The 18,235-nt window shown below is 72.8% G+C and carries 16 protein-coding genes and 1 tRNA gene; 9 read left to right on the top strand and 8 right to left on the bottom strand.

From position 1 onward, the window contains the following. Nucleotides 1–68: 68 nt before the first annotated feature. The 4 genes from AB0924_RS06490 to AB0924_RS06475 all read left to right on the top strand — a co-directional run bounded on the left by AB0924_RS06490 (nucleotide 69) and on the right by AB0924_RS06475 (nucleotide 6,232). Nucleotides 69–962, top strand: a complete 894-nt coding sequence (locus AB0924_RS06490) for an FAD binding domain-containing protein (RefSeq protein ID WP_358930376.1) — start codon at nucleotides 69–71, stop codon at nucleotides 960–962. Then, the gene (locus tag AB0924_RS06485) at nucleotides 959–2,569 is read left to right on the top strand and encodes a 2Fe-2S iron-sulfur cluster-binding protein (RefSeq protein WP_366910803.1); all 1,611 of its coding nucleotides are present in this window, start codon (nucleotides 959–961) and stop codon (nucleotides 2,567–2,569) included. Before AB0924_RS06490 ends, AB0924_RS06485 begins: the two co-directional genes overlap by 4 nt. After that, on the top strand, nucleotides 2,566–4,878 hold the full coding sequence (locus AB0924_RS06480) for a molybdopterin cofactor-binding domain-containing protein (protein WP_366910802.1): 2,313 nt from the start codon (nucleotides 2,566–2,568) through the stop codon (nucleotides 4,876–4,878). The genes AB0924_RS06485 and AB0924_RS06480 overlap by 4 nt, the downstream gene beginning before the upstream one ends. Before the next feature lie 193 nt (nucleotides 4,879–5,071). Further along, nucleotides 5,072–6,232, top strand: a complete 1,161-nt coding sequence (locus tag AB0924_RS06475; protein ID WP_366910801.1) for an SUKH-4 family immunity protein — start codon at nucleotides 5,072–5,074, stop codon at nucleotides 6,230–6,232. A gap of 1 nt (nucleotide 6,233) precedes the next feature. On the opposite strand, the gene AB0924_RS06470 is transcribed toward AB0924_RS06475, so the two are convergent. After that, nucleotides 6,234–6,308 (bottom strand) — tRNA-Cys (locus tag AB0924_RS06470). A gap of 182 nt (nucleotides 6,309–6,490) precedes the next feature. Between AB0924_RS06470 and AB0924_RS06465 the strand changes: the two genes are divergently transcribed. From AB0924_RS06465 to AB0924_RS06450, 4 genes are all read left to right on the top strand, one after another. Then, nucleotides 6,491–7,933, top strand: coding sequence for an MFS transporter (locus tag AB0924_RS06465; protein ID WP_366910800.1), 1,443 nt, complete (start codon nucleotides 6,491–6,493; stop codon nucleotides 7,931–7,933). 327 nt (nucleotides 7,934–8,260) lie between these two features. Further along, nucleotides 8,261–10,051: a DEAD/DEAH box helicase gene (locus AB0924_RS06460; RefSeq protein WP_358930386.1), complete on the top strand. Its 1,791-nt coding sequence runs from the start codon at nucleotides 8,261–8,263 to the stop codon at nucleotides 10,049–10,051. 283 nt (nucleotides 10,052–10,334) lie between these two features. After that, a complete protein-coding gene (locus AB0924_RS06455; RefSeq protein ID WP_358930389.1) occupies nucleotides 10,335–10,976 on the top strand; it encodes a helix-turn-helix domain-containing protein in 642 nt (213 codons plus the stop codon). A 42-nt stretch (nucleotides 10,977–11,018) separates the two neighbouring features. Next, a complete protein-coding gene (locus tag AB0924_RS06450; RefSeq protein WP_358930391.1) occupies nucleotides 11,019–11,810 on the top strand; it encodes a S16 family serine protease in 792 nt (263 codons plus the stop codon). Between the two features lie 11 nt (nucleotides 11,811–11,821). On the opposite strand, the gene AB0924_RS06445 is transcribed toward AB0924_RS06450, so the two are convergent. From AB0924_RS06445 to AB0924_RS06415, 7 genes are all read right to left on the bottom strand, one after another. Beyond that, complete coding sequence (locus AB0924_RS06445) at nucleotides 11,822–12,004, bottom strand: hypothetical protein (protein WP_358930393.1); 183 nt, start codon at nucleotides 12,002–12,004, stop codon at nucleotides 11,822–11,824. A 30-nt stretch (nucleotides 12,005–12,034) separates the two neighbouring features. Continuing rightward, entirely contained in the window at nucleotides 12,035–12,619 is a 585-nt protein-coding gene (locus AB0924_RS06440; RefSeq protein WP_358930396.1) for a winged helix-turn-helix domain-containing protein, read from the bottom strand. Between the two features lie 120 nt (nucleotides 12,620–12,739). Continuing rightward, entirely contained in the window at nucleotides 12,740–13,699 is a 960-nt protein-coding gene (locus tag AB0924_RS06435) for a glycine betaine ABC transporter substrate-binding protein (protein ID WP_358930398.1), read from the bottom strand. Further along, the gene (locus tag AB0924_RS06430; protein WP_366910799.1) at nucleotides 13,696–14,544 is read right to left on the bottom strand and encodes an ABC transporter permease; all 849 of its coding nucleotides are present in this window, start codon (nucleotides 14,542–14,544) and stop codon (nucleotides 13,696–13,698) included. The genes AB0924_RS06435 and AB0924_RS06430 overlap by 4 nt, the downstream gene beginning before the upstream one ends. Further along, nucleotides 14,541–15,782 (bottom strand): betaine/proline/choline family ABC transporter ATP-binding protein, encoded by a 1,242-nt coding sequence (locus tag AB0924_RS06425; RefSeq protein ID WP_358930403.1) that lies wholly within the window; start codon nucleotides 15,780–15,782, stop codon nucleotides 14,541–14,543. Before AB0924_RS06425 ends, AB0924_RS06430 begins: the two co-directional genes overlap by 4 nt. Next, on the bottom strand, nucleotides 15,775–16,422 hold the full coding sequence (locus tag AB0924_RS06420) for an ABC transporter permease (protein ID WP_358930405.1): 648 nt from the start codon (nucleotides 16,420–16,422) through the stop codon (nucleotides 15,775–15,777). The genes AB0924_RS06425 and AB0924_RS06420 overlap by 8 nt, the downstream gene beginning before the upstream one ends. A gap of 68 nt (nucleotides 16,423–16,490) precedes the next feature. Beyond that, entirely contained in the window at nucleotides 16,491–16,961 is a 471-nt protein-coding gene (locus AB0924_RS06415; RefSeq protein WP_250400689.1) for an Lrp/AsnC family transcriptional regulator, read from the bottom strand. 123 nt (nucleotides 16,962–17,084) lie between these two features. Here AB0924_RS06415 and hppD point away from each other — a divergent pair, with 123 nt between their 5' ends. Next, nucleotides 17,085–18,230 carry a 4-hydroxyphenylpyruvate dioxygenase gene (hppD, locus tag AB0924_RS06410; RefSeq protein WP_358930408.1) on the top strand — a complete coding sequence of 382 codons (1,146 nt, stop codon included), beginning with the start codon at nucleotides 17,085–17,087 and terminating at the stop codon, nucleotides 18,228–18,230. The last annotated feature ends 5 nt before the right edge of the window (nucleotides 18,231–18,235 follow it).

Genomic DNA, 18,235 nt, shown 5'->3' with positions numbered 1-18,235 from the left:
CCCTGTGAGCACGTACCGTACGGCCACACAGGTGGGACCAGGTGGGGCAGCGGGAAGGGGCAGCCGGTTTGACCACGCACGCACCGCAGGCGGCGCAGGCCGTGACGCTGCCCACGACACTGGACGAGGCCGTGGCGGCCCTCACCGCCATGCCCGCCGCCGTCCCCGTGGCGGGCGGCACCGACCTCATGGCCGCCGTGAACTCCGGCCAGCTCAGGCCCGCCGCCCTGGTGGGCCTCGGACGGATCAGCGAGATCCGCGGCTGGCAGTACCAGGACGGCCACGCGCTGCTCGGCGCGGGCCTCACGCACGCGCGCATGGGCCGCCCCGACTTCGCGGCCCTGATCCCGGCGCTCGCCGCCGCCGCGCGCGCCGCCGGCCCGCCGCACATCCGCAACGCGGGCACCCTGGGCGGCAACATCGCCTCGGCCGCGCCCACCGGTGACGCGCTGCCGGTGCTGGCCGCCCTCGAGGCGACGCTGATCATCGCGGGCCGGAACGGAGCCCGCCGGGAGATTCCGGTCTCGCACCTTCTGGCAGGCGTGGACATGCTGCGCGGCGGCGAACTCATCGGCTACGTGCGCGTGCCGCTGCTGCACGCCCCGCAGGTCTTCCTGAAGGCGACCGGGCGCACCGGCCCCGGCCGGGCGCTGGCCTCGGTGGCGGTGGTGCTCGACCCGGCCCGGCGCGGGGTGCGCTGTGCCGTCGGTGCCATAGCGCCGATGCCGCTGCGCCCCCTGGACGCCGAGCAGTGGGTCGCCCAGCTCATCGACTGGGACAACGACCGCGCTCTCGTCCCCGAGGCCCTGCACGCCTTCGGGGAGTACGTCGCCGCGGCCTGCATCCCGGACCCGGTCCCGGAGCCGGACGGCTCCGTGGTCCCGCTGCCGCCCGCCGTACTGCACCTGCGGCGCACCGTCGCCGCGCTGGCCCGACGAGCACTGGGGAGGGCGCTGTCGTGACCGACGACCAGCACGGAGAAGGCACCCCGCGGGGCGGTGGCCGCTGGGACCCGCTGCCCCAGGGCGACTACGACGACGGCGCCACCGCCTTCGTCAAGCTGCCCGAGGGCGGCATCGACGCCCTGCTGTCCGGCGACAGCCCCCTGGCCGCCCCCGGACACGGCTACGTCCCGCCGCGGATAACGGCGGCGCCCCCCGAGGGCCCCGCGGACGCCTGGCCCGCGCCCGAGGGCGGCGGCCGGTGGCCCGAACCGAACCCGGTGCCCCAGGAGCCGGGCGCGGGCGACCGGTTCACGTACCAGCCCGCCGCGACCCAGCAGTGGACGTTCGAGGAGCCCGCGGCCCCGCCCGCCCCCGGACACGACGTCACCGGACAGTGGTCCATCCCGGTAGCCGGCGGTGATCTCCCGGACGAGTCGGGCGAGTTCACCACGTCCTCGCTGGTCGAGCAGTGGGGCGGCACCCCGCCGGCCACCCTTCCGGGCGGCGCGCCCGCGCCCTGGGCGACGGAGACCGCCGGACAGCCGTGGGGAGAGCCGGAGCCGGACGCCGCGCCCCGCGCCGACGACGCGGCCCCGGCGACGGAGTTCGCGCCCCCCACCGCGGAAGCGCCCACGGCACCGGAGCTCGCCCCCGAGCCGCCCTACCGCCCGGCCCCGGCCGCGCAGGCCCCTGAGGGCCCCGCCGACGGCCCGGAACGGCACGACGGTCCCGCCGGTCACCGGGCGGCCCGCGAGGCCCTTCAAACGCCGGAGGCGGCCGCGGGGGCGACCCCCGCGGACCCGGCCGGCGCGCCCGAGGACACCGGCGCCGGATCCGCCGCGGCCGCGCCGCGGGACGGGGCACCGGCGGCCGGGGACGCGGCGGCCGGCGAGGACCCGGCGGCCCGGCCCGCGGACCAGGACGACACGCCCGGGGACGACCCCGCCGCCCTCCCGCCCCACGACGACCATCCCCTCGCCTCCTACGTCCTGCGGGTCAACGGCACCGACCGGCCTGTCGGCGACGCCTGGGTCGGCGAGTCCCTGCTGTACGTCCTGCGTGAACGGCTCGGCCTCGCCGGGGCCAAGGACGGCTGCTCGCAGGGCGAGTGCGGCGCCTGCAACGTGCAGGTCGACGGCCGCCTGGTGGCCTCCTGCCTGGTACCGGCCGTCACCGCGGCCGGGAGCGAGGTGCGCACCGTCGAGGGCCTGGCCGCCGACGGCCGGCCCTCCGACGTGCAGCGGGCGCTCGCCCGGTGCGGCGCCGTGCAGTGCGGCTTCTGCGTGCCCGGCATGGCGATGACCCTGCACGACCTCCTCGAGGGCAACCCCGCGCCGACCGAACTGGAGACCCGCCAGGCCCTGTGCGGCAACCTGTGCCGCTGCTCCGGCTACCGGGGCGTCCTGGACGCCGTCAAGGAGGTCGTCGCCGAGCGCGAGGCGCACACCACCGCCGACGAGGGGCCGGACACCGACCAGGCGCGCATCCCGCACCAGGCGGGCCCGGGCGCCGGGGGCGTCAACCCGGCGGCCTTCGAGTCACCGGGGCTCTTCGACAGCCCCGGCACCTTCGGAACCCCGGTACCGCGCGACCAGCAGTACGGCCAGGACGGAGGCCAGGCGTGACCAACGAAGCCGCCACCGCGACCGCCACAGCGGCGGCACCCGCCGCCGACCCCGAGCAGCTGCCGCACGGCCTCGGCGCCTCGCTGCCGCACGCCGACGCCCGCGCCAAGACCGAGGGGACCTTCCCCTACGCGGCCGACCTGTGGGCCGAGGGGCTGCTGTGGGCCGCCGTGCTGCGCTCCCCGCACGCGCACGCGCGCATCGTCTCCATCGACACCACCCACGCGCGTGAGATGCCCGGCGTACGCGCCGTCGTCACCCACGAGGACATCCCCGGCACCCCCCGCCACGGCCGGGGCACGCCGGACCGCCCGGTGTTCGCCTCCGACGTCGTACGGCACCACGGCGAGCCCATCGCCGCCGTCGCCGCCGACCACCCCGACACCGCGCGGATGGCCGCCGCGGCCGTCATCGTCGAGTACGAGGTGCTCGACCCGGTCACCGACCCCGAGCACGCCTTCGAGGCCGAGCCGCTGCACCCGGACGGCAACCTGATCCGGCACATCCCGCTGCACCACGGCGACCCGGAGGCGGCCGGCGAGATCGTCGTCGAGGGCCAGTACCGCATCGGACGCGCGGACCCGGCTCCCATCGGCGCCGAGGCGGGCCTGGCCGTGCCGCGCCCCGACGGCGGCGTGGAGCTGTACCTCGCCTCCACCGACCCGCACACCGACCGCGACACGGCCGCGGCCTGCTACGGCCTGTCCCCGGACCGGGTGAAGATCGTCGTCACCGGGGTGCCCGGCGCCACCGCCGACCGCGAGGACCAGGGCTTCCAGCTCCCGCTCGGCCTGCTCGCCCTCAAGACCGGCTGCCCGGTGAAGCTCACGGCCACCCGCGAGGAGTCCTTCCTCGGCCACGTCCACCGCCACCCCACCCTGCTGCGCTACCGCCACCACGCGGACGCCGACGGCAGGCTGGTGAAGGTCGAGGCGCAGATCCTGCTCGACGCGGGCGCCTACGCGGACACGTCCGCCGAGGCCCTCGCCGCCGCCGTGTCCTTCGCGTGCGGCCCGTACGTCGTCCCGAACGCCTTCATCGAGGGCTGGGCCGTGCGCACCAACAACCCGCCCTCCGGCCATGTGCGCGGCGAGGGCGCGATGCAGGTGTGCGCCGCCTACGAGGCGCAGATGGACAAGCTGGCGAAGAAACTGGGCCTGGACCCGGCCGAGCTGCGCCTGCGCAACGCGCTCGCGACCGGCGACGTCCTGCCCATCGGCCAGACCGTGACCTGTCCCGCGCCGGTGGCCGAACTCCTCCAGGCGGTCCGTGACTTCCCGCTGCCCGAACTCCCCGTGGACACCCCCGAGGAGGAGTGGCTGCTGCCCGGCGGCCCCGAGGGCGCGGGCGAGCCGGGCGCGGTGCGCCGGGGCGTGGGCTACGGCCTGGGCATGGTGCACATGCTCGGCGCCGAGGGCGCCGACGAGGTCTCCACGGCGACGGTGAAGGTGCACGACGGCGTGGCCACCGTGCTCTGCGGGGCCGTGGAGACGGGCCAGGGCTTCACCACCCTCGCCCGGCAGATCGTCCAGGAGACGCTCGGTATCGACGAGGTGCACGTGGCACCCGTCGACACCGACCAGCCCCCGGCCGGCCCGGGCTGTCGCGGTCGCCACACCTGGGTGTCGGGCGGCGCGGTGGAGCGGGCGGCGAAGATGGTGCGCACCCAGCTCCTGCAGCCCCTGGCCCACAAGTTCGGCATGTCCACCGAACTGCTGCAGATCACGGACGGCAAGATCACCTCCTACGACGGTGTGCTGTCGACCACCGTCACCGAGGCGATGGACGGCAAGGAGCTGTGGGCCACCGCCCAGTGCCGTCCGCACCCCACCGAGCCGCTGGACGCCGCCGGCCAGGGCGACGCCTTCGTGGGCCTCGCCTTCTGCGCGATCCGCGCGGTGGTGGACGTCGACATCGAGATCGGCTCGGTCCGGGTGGTGGAGCTGGCGGTCGCCCAGGACGTCGGCCGGGTCCTCAACCCCGCCCAGCTCGCGGCCCGTATCGAGGCGGGCGTCACCCAGGGCGTGGGCATCGCCCTCACCGAGAACCTGCGCACCCCGCGCGGCCTGATCCGCCACCCCGACCTGACCGGATACGCGCTGCCGACCGCCCTGGACGCGCCGGACATCCGGATCGTGAAGCTGGTCGAGGAACGGGACGTGGTCGCGCCCTTCGGCGCCAAGCCGGTCAGCGCGGTCCCGGTGGTGACGTCTCCGGCGGCGATCGCCTCCGCCGTCCGCGCGGCGACGGGCCGCCCGGTCAACCGCCTCCCGATCCGCCCCCAGGCGGCCGTGGTGACGTCCCAGTGAGCATGCCCGCGCGCACGGCGACGGCCGTGCGCGGGCAGGGCGGGCAACGGACCCGGCCCGTCTGACGTCCTTCCTGGCGAGGGTCGTTGTCAGTGGTGCGGCGTAGTGTGCTGAGCAGTCGGGGCACCTGCCCGGGCACCGCGCACGACGACGCACGCACACAGGCACGCACGGGGACGATCGCGGGGGAGCGATGAGCACGACCGACGCCGGGGTCCCGGCGATCACACTGACCGAGGCGGAACTGGACCGTCACATCACCCACGCGCCGACCCGCGGACTGCTCACGGGTCCCGGACTGCCCGCGGACACCGCCCTGCTGACCTTCTCCCCGCTGCGCGCGCACGGCCTGCGCACCCTCGGCGACGCCACCGACGGGCCCTTCCGCCTCGCGGAGGAACTGCGCGGCCGCCTGGTGATCGGCGAACTGCTGAACCCGGCCGGCATGGAGCGCGAGTCGATCCTGCTCGACGGCGACACCGGCGAGCTGACGACGGCCCGCCTCGTGGGCCCGTCCGACCCGCGCCCCTTCGCGCCCTCGCTGTCCACCCTGCTGCGCTTCGCCGCGGTCACGGAGGAACTGGCGGGCCTGCGCGGCCGTTTCGCGTCCCTGGCCGGCAAGTACGGCCCGCGGACGGTGACCGAGGCATCGCGCCGCCTGCTCGCCCTCTTCGCGGAGGGTACGGACGGCCGGGTCCCGCCCTACTGGAAGGCCGCGGCCCTGATCCGTCCGCTGGCCCTCGTCGCGGGGCCGGGCACCACGTCCGGCCTCACCCTGGACGTTCCGGCCCGCCTGCTGGAGCAGGAGTTCGGCCACGGCCGGGTGGCCCGGTTCGAGGAGGTCGACTTCCCCGCCACGCTCACCCACGAGCCGACCCGCCGCTTCCTGCGGGAGACGGGCCTGCCGGAGGAGGCGGTCGTCTTCCACGCCGACACCGACGTCCCGCTGCCGACGCTCACCGAGTACTTCACCGCCGAGCGCTGCGACGACTACCCCCTGGACGCCCTCCCCGCCCACGCCGGCCACCTGATCCGCCTCGGTCACCTGATCGAGGACCACAGCCTGGTGGTCGACGGCAGAACGGGCGCGGTGCTCACCTTCAGCGAACCCGAGGCGACGCTCCACCCCCTGAACACCGACGTCTCCACCCTGGCCTTCACGCTCTGGCTCCTGCACCACGAGCGCACCATCGACGAACACCTGTCGCGCGAGCTGAGCACGCGGGCCTACGACCACCTGGCCGCGACCATGATCCACACCCTCACCGCGGTCGACCCCACGGCCACCCTGCCGGACACCGCCTGGCACTACTGGACACAGCTGTTCCAGGACGAGGCGGGCGGGGTGCTGTAGCTGGAGACCGTGGCGGGAATCGAACCCGCGTAAGTCGCTTTGCAGGCGACTCCCTGAACCACTCGGGCACACGGTCGTGTCGTGCTGAGACGAACGTAGGGCGCGGCCGACGACCCGCTCAAGGGAAACCGCGGCCCCGCAACGGGACTGCCATACGCCGTTCATGAAGCGCGGGCCGGGGGTCTACGACCAAGGTCGGAGTGCGGGCGGGACCACCGACAGGGGTCAAACGGGGCTGTGGACCTTACTCTGTCGACCATGAGTGCCCTCGAGTCGCGTGACACCGTTGTGGTGAGTGATGCCGTCGAGAAGGACGGCGGTGGTGTGCTGAGCCGGGAACACCGGGCGCTCAGTATCGGGATCGTCTCCGTCGTGCTGCTCATCGCCTTCGAGGCGACCGCCGTCGGGACCGCGATGCCCGTGGCCGCGCGCGAGCTGGACGGGCTGGCGCTGTACGCGTTCGCGTTCTCCGGGTACTTCACGACCAGCCTGTTCGGGATGGTGTTCGCCGGCCAGTGGTCCGACCGGCGCGGGCCACTCGGCCCGCTGACCACGGGGATCGCCGCCTTCGCCGCCGGGCTCGTCGTCGCCGGGACCGCCGGGGTCATGTGGGTGTTCATCCTGGGGCGGGCCGTGCAGGGCCTCGGTGGCGGGCTGGTCATCGTGGCGCTGTACGTCGTCGTCGGGCGCGCCTACCCCGAGCGGCTGCGGCCCGCGATCATGGCGGCCTTCGCCGCCGGGTGGGTCGTACCGTCCATCGTCGGCCCGCTCGCCTCGGGCGCCGTGACCGAGCACCTCGGCTGGCGCTGGGTCTTCCTCGGCATCCCGGCCCTGGTCGTGTTCCCGCTCGCCCTCGCGCTGCCGCAGATACGGCGCCGGGCGGCGGGCCCCGTGGACGGCACCGACGGCGCCGCCTCCTTCGACCGGCGCCGCATCCGGCTCGCCCTCGCCATCTCCCTCGGCGCGGGACTCCTGCAGTACGCCGCCCAGGACCTGCGATGGCTCTCGCTGGCCCCCGGCATCGCCGGTGCGGCCCTGCTCGTGCCCGCCGTCCTCGGGCTGCTTCCGCGCGGCACCTACCGCGCCGCTCGCGGCCTGCCCTCCGTCGTGCTGCTGCGCGGTGTCTCCGCCGGATCCTTCATCGCCGCCGAGTCCTTCGTCCCGCTGATGCTGGTCACCCAGCGGGGGCTGTCGCCGACGCTGGCCGGGTTCTCGCTGGCGGCCGGCGGGGTCACCTGGGCGCTGGGCTCGTGGGTGCAGTCGCGACCCCGCGTGGAGCCGTACCGGGAGCGGCTGATGACGGCGGGCATGGTGCTGGTCGCCGCCGCGATCGTCACCGCGCCGAGCGTGCTGCTGCACTCCGTGCCCGTCTGGACCGTCGCCGTCGCCTGGGGCTTCGGCTGCTTCGGCATGGGTCTGGTGATCTCCTCCACCAGCGTGCTGCTGCTCCAGCTCTCCGCACCCAGCCAGGCCGGCGCCAACTCCGCCGCGCTCCAGATCTCCGACGCCCTCTCCAACGTCGTCCTCCTCTCGGCGACCGGCGCGGCCTTCGCGGCCCTGGGCGGCGGCAGCGCGGCGGCCACGTCCGCCTCGGCGGCCGGCGGGTCCCACCCCGCCGCCTTCGCCGCCGTCTTCCTGCCGATGGCGGCGGTGGCGCTGGTGGGGGCGTGGGTGACGCGACGGCTCCGGGCCTGCGAATGACACCGACCGGACGTGAACGGGCATCCGCCGGACGCGGACTCCGACGCCGACGAGGCCGGGCGCTTCGTGCCGGATGCCTGTCGGGGCGTTCTGGCCGTGCGCAAGATCGCAGCTCGGTCACCGGGCTGCGCACGCCGACTGTGACGTGAGTCCCACCCGAGGGCGGCCCGGCCGTGTTCGCGCGTCGGCGCCGCCGGGGCGCCGGTAGGGTGGCCCGGTTGTCATACGTAGCCGAGCCGCCCTACCCCCTGATCCACGGAGACCGTGACTACCTCCCGCCCGTCACCCGCCGCCACCCTCAACGGAGGGCCCTCCGGGCCCGCACCCATGACCGCTTCCGCCGCGCACTCCCACCACCTCTCGCCGGCCTTCCCCGGCCGGGCCCCCTGGGGCACCGCCAGCAAGCTGCGTGCCTGGCAGCAGGGGGCGATGGAGAGGTACATCCAGGAGCAGCCGCGTGACTTCCTGGCGGTGGCCACGCCCGGCGCCGGCAAGACGACCTTCGCGCTGACCCTCGCCTCCTGGTTGCTGCACCACCACGTCGTGCAGCAGGTGACCGTGGTCGCGCCGACCGAGCATCTGAAGAAGCAGTGGGCGGAGGCCGCGGCCCGGATAGGCATCAAGCTCGACCCGGAGTACAGCGCGGGCCCGCTGGGCAAGGACTACGACGGCGTCGCCGTCACCTACGCGGGCGTCGGTGTCCGCCCGATGCTGCACCGCAACCGCGTCGAGCAGCGCAAGACCCTGGTGATCCTCGACGAGATCCACCACGCCGGTGACTCCAAGTCCTGGGGCGAGGCCTGCCTGGAGGCCTTCGAGCCCGCGACCAGGCGGCTCGCGCTGACCGGTACGCCGTTCCGGTCCGACACCAACCCGATCCCCTTCGTCACGTACGAGGAGGGGCAGGACGGGATCCGCCGGTCCGCCGCCGACTACACCTACGGCTACGGCAACGCCCTCGCCGACCATGTCGTGCGGCCCGTCATCTTCCTCTCCTACAGCGGCAACATGCGCTGGCGCACCAAGGCCGGTGACGAGATCGCCGCCCGGCTCGGCGAGCCGATGACCAAGGACGCGGTCAGCCAGGCCTGGCGCACCGCCCTCGATCCGCGCGGCGAGTGGATGCCCAGCGTGCTGCGCGCCGCCGACCAGCGGCTGACCGAGGTCAGGAAGGGCATCCCGGACGCCGGTGCCCTGGTCATCGCCTCCGACCAGGACTCGGCCCGCGCCTACGCCAAGCTCATCCGGGAGATCACCGGAACGAAGGCGACCCTCGTGCTGTCCGACGACGCCGGCGCCTCGAAGCGGATCGACGACTTCAGCGGCGGCGACGACCGCTGGATGGTCGCGGTGCGCATGGTGTCCGAGGGCGTCGACGTGCCCCGGCTCGCGGTCGGCGTCTACGCCACCACCATCTCGACCCCGCTGTTCTTCGCACAGGCCGTCGGCCGCTTCGTGCGGTCCCGGCGGCGCGGCGAGACCGCGTCCGTGTTCCTGCCGACCGTGCCCGACCTGCTGACCTTCGCCAGCGAGATGGAGAAGGAACGCGACCACGCCCTCGACAAGCCGAAGAAGGAGGGCGAGGAGGACCCGTACGCCGAATCCGAGAAGGAGATGGAGGAGGCGAACAAGGAGCAGGACGAGGACACCGGCGAGCAGGAGCAGTTCTCCTTCGAGGCGCTGGAGTCCGAGGCCGTCTTCGACCGGGTCCTCTACGACGGCGCCGAGTTCGGCATGCAGGCCCACCCGGGCAGCGAGGAGGAGCAGGACTACCTCGGCATCCCGGGCCTCCTCGAGCCCGACCAGGTGCAGATGCTGCTGCAGAAGCGGCAGGCCCGGCAGATCGCGCACAGCCGCAAGAAGCCGGACACCGAGGCCGACCTGCTGGAACTGCCCGCGGAGCGCCGTCCGGTGGTCAGCCACAAGGAGATGATGGAGCTGCGCAAGCGGCTCAACACCCTGGTCGGCGCCTACGTCCACCAGAGCGGCAAGCCGCACGGTGTCATCCACACCGAGCTGCGCCGGGTGTGCGGGGGACCGGCCAGCGCGGAGGCGACGGCGGGGCAGCTGCGCCAGCGGATCGCAAAGGTGCAGGAGTGGGCGACGCGCATGCGGTAAAAGCCTGGGGTACGCGCGTATGGGGACGAATGCAGGCAGTCCGGATCCGGCCCTGACCGGATTCTGGACGGAGGCTTCCGCTCAGCGAACCGGCTTCGCTACTGTCCGGCTACGCACACGCCCCGTGGCAGCGCCGCCGCGGAGCGCAGCCGTGAAGCGACATGGCCCGGAGCCGCCGGGCGTCCTGCCGATCGGCGGCCTCTGAAGCGCGTCGCCGTCGGGACTCGGTGTCGCATCCGTCGCTCCGGGGTCCGCCGACCTCACCGCCGAAGGAGTGGGCGTCGTGACCGCGGAGACCTCCCAGACGCTCGACCGGGGACTGCGTGTCCTCAAGCTGCTGGCCGACACCGACCACGGGCTGACCGTCACCGAGCTTTCCAACAAACTGGGCGTCAACCGGACCGTGGTGTACCGGTTGCTCGCCACGCTGGAGCAGCACGCGCTCGTACGGCGTGATCTGGGCGGGCGTGCCAGGGTCGGCCTCGGGGTGCTGCGGCTCGGCCGGCAGGTGCATCCGCTGGTACGGGAGGCGGCGCTGCCGGCGCTGCGGTCGCTCGCCGAGGACATCGGGGCGACGGCGCACCTGACCCTGGTGGACGGGACCGAGGCGCTGGCCGTCGCGGTGGTCGAGCCGACCTGGACTGACTACCACGTGGCCTACCGGGCCGGTTTCCGGCATCCGCTGGACCGGGGGGCCGCGGGCCGGGCGATCCTCTCCGCCCGGCAGTCGCCGCGGGCCGACCCCGGGTACACCCTGACCCACGGCGAGCTGGAGGCCGGAGCCTGCGGGGCCGCGGCGCCGCTCGTCGGAGTGACGGGGGTCGAGGGCAGTGTGGGCGTGGTGATGCTGGCGGAGTCCGTGCCGGAGCGGGTCGGGCCGCGGGTGATGGACGCGGCCCGGGAGGTCGCGGAGGCGCTGCGCTGAGCTGCGGTGGGCCGCCACCGGGGGGTCACGTAGATTGATTAGGTGCTCTCACGTCTTACGCGTTCCCAGGCCGTCGCCGTCTGCGCCCTGCCCGTCGTGGCCCTCCTCGCCACGGCGGCGTTCGCGCCGCTGCCGTTCTCGGTGGCCCAGCCCGGGATGACGGCGGACGTGCTCGGCAAGAACCGGAGCGCCCAGGTGATCACCGTCTCGGGCGCGCCGGTCCGGGAGACCAGCGGTCAGCTGCGGATGACGACCATCGAGGCGACCGGCCCGGACACCCGGGTGCCGCTCGCGGACGTGCTCGGCAACTGGTTCCGCACGGACCGGGCCGTGATGCCCCGGGACGCGGTCTACCCGAGCGGGAGCAGCGTCAAGGAGATCGAGAAGTACAACGCGAAGCAGATGCGGCAGTCCCAGAACGCGGCGACCCAGGCGGCCCTGAAGTACCTGGACCTGAGCCCCGCCAAGGTCAAGGTCCGGCTGAAGCTCGCCGACGTGGGAGGGCCCAGCGCGGGGCTGCTGTTCACCCTGGGGATCATCGACACGCTGGACGGTGACGGCCGCGGCGGTGACCTCACGGGTGGCCGCACCATCGCCGGTACGGGCACGATCGACGCGGCCGGCAAGGTCGGCGCGGTGGGCGGGGTGGCCCTGAAGACCCAGGCCGCCCGGCGGGACGGGGCCACCGTCTTCCTGGTGCCCAAGGCCGAGTGCTCCGACGCCAGGTCGGAGCTGCCGAAGGGGCTGCGGCTGGTCCCGGTCACCACGCTCCAGGGAGCGGTGAACTCCCTGGTGGCCCTGGAGACGGGCAAGGGCCGGGTCCCGAGCTGCTGAACCTCGGCGATCTAGCAGGCGGCCTGGACCGGCCTGGGGGCGGCGGCGAGCCGCAGGCCGAGCTCGACCAGCGTCCAGCCGACGCGGGTGCGCAGTTCGACCGGGGGCTTGGCCTCGGCGGCGAGGTGGTGCGCGGCGGCGGTCGCGCGCAGGTCGGTGGCGTGGTGCTGGGCGAGCCGGATGGTGAGCTGCATGGCGGGCCTCTCGGTTCGTCTCGGTTCGTCTCAGTCGGATTCGATGGGGAACAGGTGCGTGTGGATGCGCACCTGCTCGGAGCCGGGCGTGTCCGTGCCGGTCGCCCGGCCCCGGTACTCGCCGATCAGGGCGTGCATCCGCTCGACCAGCTCGGCGGCCAGGCCGGGCGTGAGCCGTAGCGTCGCGTCGCTCATGTCGGAGCCCTGGGACCAGTCCGCGGACCACTGGTCCCGGGTGCTGAGCCAGGTGGACAGCTCGCGGGCGTGGGTCCCGGCGGTCTCGTGCAGGTACGCCTCGGCCAGCCCGCGCACTTGCGGTCCGGCGCCCTCGAAGTCGGCGCTGTCGAAGACCAGTCCCTGGTCCACCGCCTGCCACCAGCGCTCCCGTCCCTTGCCGTGCCCTGGGGCGTCCTCGACGAAGCCGTGGGCGGCGAGCTGGCGCAGGTGGTAGCTGGTCGCCCCGCTGGACTCGCCGAGTCTCTCGGCCAGTTGGGAAGCGGTGGCGGGGCCGCGCTGGCGCAGGGTGTCCAGCATCTGCATGCGCAGCGGGTGCGCCAGTCCCCGCAGGGAGCGGGCGTCCAGCCGGCGTTGTGCGCGTTCCTCGTGCTCCGTCATGCGTACAAAGGTAGCTATGCAAAGCTCTCTTTGCAACACCTTCTTTGCATCGCCTTCTTTGCACGGTGGCTCCGAGCCGCTCTGTACGAGGGCTCCGAGGCGACCGGGCCGGAAGAACGCCTACTTCACGAACCCTTCCGCCTTCATCCAGTCCAGTGCCACCTGGTGCGGATCCTCCCCGTCGACGTCGACCCGGGCGTTCAGCGTCCGCGCCACCGAGTTGTCCAGCCTGGCGTTGACCGGTTCGATGACCTTCGCGATGGCCGGCCACTTCTCCAGCACCCGGCTGTTGACCACCGGCGTCGCGTTGTAGTTGGGGAAGAACTTCTTGTCGTCCGCCATCACCACCAGGTTCATCGACTTGATGCGCCCGTCGGTGGTGAACACCTCCCCGTAGGTGCACGCCCCCTTCGCCACCTGGGTGTAGATGATCCCGGTGTCCATCTGCGTGACGTTCTTCGCGGGCACGCTCATCCCGTACGCCTTCTCCATGCCGGGCAGCCCGTCCGCCCGGTTGGCGAACTCGCTCTCCACGCACAGGGTGACGGCCCCCGGGTCCCGCTCGGACAGCGCGGCCACCTCGGACAGCGTTCGCGTGCCGTACTTCTTGAAGTTGGCCTGGTTCATGGCGAGCGCGTAGGTGTTGTCGAGCTTCGACGGCTCCAGCCAGGTCAGCCCGTTCTTCAGGTCCGCCGCCCGCACCGCCTCCCACTGCTTGCGCGGGTCGGGGATCGGCCGGCTGTTGCCCAGGTAGGTGATCCAGCCGGTGCCCGTGTACTCGTACTGCGCGTCCGCGTCCCCGTTCTTGACCGCCTCCCGCGATCCGATGGAGCCCTGGATGCCGGTCCGGTCCAGGACGTCCGCGCCGGCGGCCTGGAAGGCGATCCCCATGATCGCGCCGAGGATCAGCTGCTCGGTGAACTCCTTGGAGGTCACGGTGAGATGGGCGCCCTTCAGCGGCTCCCCCGCCCCGATGGAACCGGGCCGGACGTCGTCGACCATCGGGGATCCGCTGGTCAGACCGCAGCCGGACGGTACGACGAGCAGCGCGGCCAGCAGTGGCGCCACCCGGCGCCTCATGCTCCCGCCTCGAGACCGCGCGGCCGGAGCATGACCTCCGCCAGCGACGCCAGCCAGTCGACCAGCAGGGCGAGGGCGATGGTGAGCAGGGCGCCGAGGACCAGCACCGGCATGCGCTGGGTGGTGATGCCGGTGGTGATCAGCACACCCAGGCCGCCGCCCCCGCCGAAGGTCGCCAGGGTCGCCGTACCGACATTGAGGACCAGCGCCGTACGGATGCCGGCGAGGATCAGCGGGACGGCGAGGGGCAGTTCGACCCGGGTGAGGACGCCGAGCGGGGACATGCCGATGCCGCGCGCCGCCTCCAGCAGGGTCGGGTCGTTGGCCTTCAGACCGGCGATGGTGTTGGCCAGCACAGGCAGCACGGCGTAGGCGACGATGCCGATCAGGGCCGCCCTCGTGCCCGTCCCCAGCACGATCACCAGCAGCGCCAGCAGGCCGATCGCCGGGGTCGCCTGGCCCATGTTGGCGATGGTCATCGCCAGCGGGGTCGCCTTCCGCATGGCCCCGCGGGTGAGCAGGATGCCCAGCGGGATCGCGATGATCAGCACGAAGAACGTCGAGATCACCGTCAACTGCACGTGCTGCCACAGCGCCTTGGAGACCTGGCCGCCCGAGAGCGCGTTCCGCGAGATCGTGTCCAGGTCCGCCTGCCGGAACCACAGCCAGGTCACCACCAGCAGCAGGACCAGGAACGCGGGCAGGACGGTCAGCCGCTGCCAGGTCAGCCGGCGCGCGGGCGGGCGCTGCCGGGGCGGCGGGGCCTCCTGCTCCGCCTCGCCCTCGTCACGGAAGGGCAGCCCCTTGACCTCGCGTTCGCCCCCGGGCCGCTGCTCGGTGCTCACGCCTTCGTCTCCCCTCCGTGCCCCTCCTGCTCGAAATGGGTCTGCTGGCTGCGGGCCTCCTCCAGTTCGGCCTGCGCCTCCATGGCCTCCAGCCGGTCGGCCTCCAGCAGTTCGTGCACGGAGTTCATCAGCGTCTCCATGTCCACGACGCCGATGTACTCCCCGCGCCGCCCGGTCACGGCCACCCGTCCGGCGTTGTCCGTGAGCACCGCCTCCAGCGCGTCCCGCAGGGTCGCGTCCCGGGTCACCGTGTCGTGCACCAGCGTGCCCGCGCGGGCCAGCGAGCCGCGGGCCCGCATCAGGTCGCCGCGCCGCAGCCACTTGTAGGGGCGGCGGCGTTTGTCGAGCAGCAGGATCTCGTTGGTGCCGCCGCCGCGCAGCAACCCGAAGATCTGCTGGAGCGGGGTGTCCACGGTCACCGTCGGGTACTCCCGCATCTCCACGTCCCGGACCCGGGTCAGGTTGAGCCGCTTCAGGGCCGCGCCCGCGCCGACGAAACCGGAGACGAAGTCGTCGGCCGGGTTGGTCAGGATGGCCTCCGGGGTGTCGAACTGGGCGATGTGCGAGTGCTCGCGCAGGACGGCGATCCGGTCGCCCAGCTTGATCGCCTCGTCGAAGTCGTGGGTGACGAAGACGATCGTCTTGTGCAGCTCGCGCTGGAGCCGGATCAGCTCGTCCTGGAGGTGGTCGCGGGTGATCGGGTCGACCGCGCCGAACGGCTCGTCCATCAGCAGCACCGGGGGATCGGCGGCCAGGGCCCGGGCCACGCCGACGCGCTGCTGCTGGCCGCCGGAGAGCTGGCGCGGATAGCGGTCGCGGAACTCGCCCGGGTCGAGCCCGACGAGGTCCAGCATCTCCTCGACCCGCTCGCGCACACGGCCCTTCGGCCAGCCGACCATCCTCGGCACCAGGGCGATGTTCTGCGCGACCGTCATGTGCGGGAACAGGCCGGAGGACTGGATGGCGTACCCGACCTTGCGGCGCAGCCGCACCGGGTCGATGCGGGTGACGTCCTCGCCGTCGATGCGGATGCGCCCGCCGGTCGGCTCGATCAGCCGGTTGATCATCTTCAGTGTCGTGGACTTCCCGCAGCCCGACGGCCCGACGAAGATCACCGTCTCGCCGGCCCTGATCTCCATGCTGACGTTGTCCACCGCCGGCTGCGGGTTGCCCGGGTAGCGCTTGGTCAGGTTCTCCAGCTCGATCGTGGCGCCGTGCGAGGAGGTCGTCTCAGCCACGGATCCCCCTGGGAATGGTCAGCCGGCCGAGCAGCACGTACGCGGCGTCGAACAGCAGGGCGAGGATGACGATGCCGAGCGTGCCGGCGAGCACCTGGTTCAGGGCGTTCTTGCTGCCCAGCGAGGCCAGGCCGCGGAAGATCTCATTGCCCAGGCCGGGGCCGGAGGCGTAGGCGGCGATGGCCGCGATGCCCATCAGCATCTGCGTGGCGACCCGGATGCCGGTCAGGATGGGCGGCCAGGCCAGCGGCAGCTCGACCCGCAGCAGCCGCGCCGGCCGCGACATGCCGATCCCGCGGGCCGCGTCCACCAGCGCCGGGTCGACCCCGCGCAGGCCCACGATGGAGTTCCGCACGATCGGCAGCAGCCCGTACAGGGTCAGCGCGATCACGGTGGGCGCCACCCCGAGGCCCACGATCGGGATGAGCAGGCCGATCATCGCGAGCGAGGGGATGGTCAGGAAGGTAGCGGTGGTCGTGGTGGCCAGGTTGCCCGCCCACGCCGAGTGATAGGTGGCCACGCCGATCAGCACACCCAGGACGGTCGCCACGACCATGCACTGGAAGACCGCGCTGGCGTGCTGGTAGGCGTCCGCGAGCAGTTGCTGGTGCCGGCTGCCCAGGTACTCCCAGAAGCTCACGCGGCCTCACCCCAGCTCGTCGGGCCCTTCGCGGTCGTCCGAGCCGCACACGCTCGCCCGCCCCCGGCTCACTCGCCGACGGCGGCCTGCTCCACCAGCGGGATGATCCGCAGCGGAACGGGGTTCTCCATGACGATCGCCGTGGAGGCCCGGACGATGCCATCAAAACCGACGACCCGGTCGATCACCCGCTGGAGATCGGCGTTGGACCGGGCCACGAGCCGGCACAGCATGTCCCCGCTGCCGGTGGTGGTCAGCAGCTCCAGCACCTCCGGCACGGTCGCCAAGTGCGCTCGTACGTCGGCCCCTTGACCCTGCCGGATCTGCAGCGTGGCGAACGCGGTGACCGGGTAGCCGAGGGCCGCCGGGTCCACCTGGGGACCGAAGCCCCGGATGACTCCATTCGACTGAAGACGGTCCAGCCGCGCCTGCACCGTCCCCCGGGCGACCCCGAGCCGCCGGGACATCTCCAGCACCCCGATCCGCGGTTCCCGCGCCAGCAACACGATGATCCGGCCGTCCAGGCGATCGATCGCCACAGCACCTCCCGGGGATGGTCATCCTGTACAGAAAGCCCGTCGACGCGGCCATTGAGCTGAACACATTGCCCAGTGATTAAGCGAACTATTGCGCACCTTGCAGGCCCGGTCCACCCTTCCGCTATGACGCAGACCACAGACCACACTCCCGACACCGCACGGCAGGCCGACCCCTTCCCGGTCAAGGGAATGGACGCGGTCGTCTTCGCCGTGGGCAACGCCAAGCAGGCCGCGCACTACTACTCCAGCGCCTTCGGCATGAAGCTGGTCGCCTACTCCGGACCGGAGAACGGCAGCCGCGAGACCGCGAGTTACGTGCTGGAGAACGGCTCGGCACGGTTCGTCCTCACCTCGGTGATCAAGCCGAGCAGCGACTGGGGCCACTTCATCGCCCAGCACGTGGCCGAGCACGGCGACGGCGTTGTCGACCTGGCCATCGAGGTGCCGGACGCGCGCGCCGCCCACGCCTACGCCGTCGAGCACGGCGCCCGCTCGGTCGCCGAGCCGTACGAGGTGAAGGACGAGCACGGCACCGTCGTCCTCGCCGCCATCGCCACCTACGGCGAGACCCGCCACACCCTGGTCGAGCGCACCGGCTACGACGGCCCGTACCTGCCCGGCTACGTGGCGGCCGAGCCGATCGTCGCGCAGCCCGCCCAGCGCACCTTCCAGGCCGTCGACCACTGCGTCGGCAACGTCGAACTCGGCCGGATGAACGAGTGGGTCGAGTTCTACAACAAGGTCATGGGCTTCACGAACATGAAGGAGTTCGTGGGCGACGACATCGCCACCGAGTACAGCGCGCTGATGTCGAAGGTCGTCGCGGACGGCACCCTCAAGGTGAAGTTCCCGATCAACGAGCCCGCGATCGCCAAGAAGAAGTCCCAGATCGACGAGTACCTGGAGTTCTACGGCGGCGCCGGCGTCCAGCACATCGCGCTGAACACCAACGACATCGTGCAGACCGTACGGACGATGCGCGCGGCCGGCGTCCAGTTCCTCGACACCCCGGACTCCTACTACGACACCCTCGGCGAGTGGGTCGGCGACACCCGCGTGCCCGTCGACACCCTGCGCGAGCTGAAGATCCTCGCCGACCGCGACGAGGACGGCTACCTGCTGCAGATCTTCACCAAGCCGGTCCAGGACAAGCCGACCGTGTTCTTCGAACTGATCGAGCGGCACGGCTCGATGGGCTTCGGCAAGGGCAACTTCAAGGCCCTGTTCGAGGCGATCGAGCGCGAGCAGGAGAAGCGGGGCAACCTGTAGGCCGT

The sequence above is a fragment of the Streptomyces sp. NPDC047869 genome (assembly GCF_040704065.1).
In the GTDB taxonomy this organism is placed as follows: domain Bacteria; phylum Actinomycetota; class Actinomycetes; order Streptomycetales; family Streptomycetaceae; genus Streptomyces.
Note: the sequence above shows the minus strand (reverse complement) of the source record. Positions and strands in the feature narration are given on the sequence as shown.

Excerpts from the sequence above, each read along its gene's own strand:
- AB0924_RS06465 (WP_366910800.1), top strand. The coding sequence starts at position 6,491 with ATGAGTGCCCTCGAGTCGCGTGACACCGTTGTGGTGAGTGATGCCGTC.
- AB0924_RS06440 (WP_358930396.1), bottom strand. The coding sequence starts at position 12,619 with ATGACGGAGCACGAGGAACGCGCACAACGCCGGCTGGACGCCCGCTCC.
- hppD (WP_358930408.1), top strand. The coding sequence starts at position 17,085 with ATGACGCAGACCACAGACCACACTCCCGACACCGCACGGCAGGCCGAC.
- AB0924_RS06460 (WP_358930386.1), top strand. The coding sequence starts at position 8,261 with ATGACCGCTTCCGCCGCGCACTCCCACCACCTCTCGCCGGCCTTCCCC.
- AB0924_RS06475 (WP_366910801.1), top strand. The coding sequence starts at position 5,072 with ATGAGCACGACCGACGCCGGGGTCCCGGCGATCACACTGACCGAGGCG.
- AB0924_RS06435 (WP_358930398.1), bottom strand. The coding sequence starts at position 13,699 with ATGAGGCGCCGGGTGGCGCCACTGCTGGCCGCGCTGCTCGTCGTACCG.
- AB0924_RS06445 (WP_358930393.1), bottom strand. The coding sequence starts at position 12,004 with ATGCAGCTCACCATCCGGCTCGCCCAGCACCACGCCACCGACCTGCGC.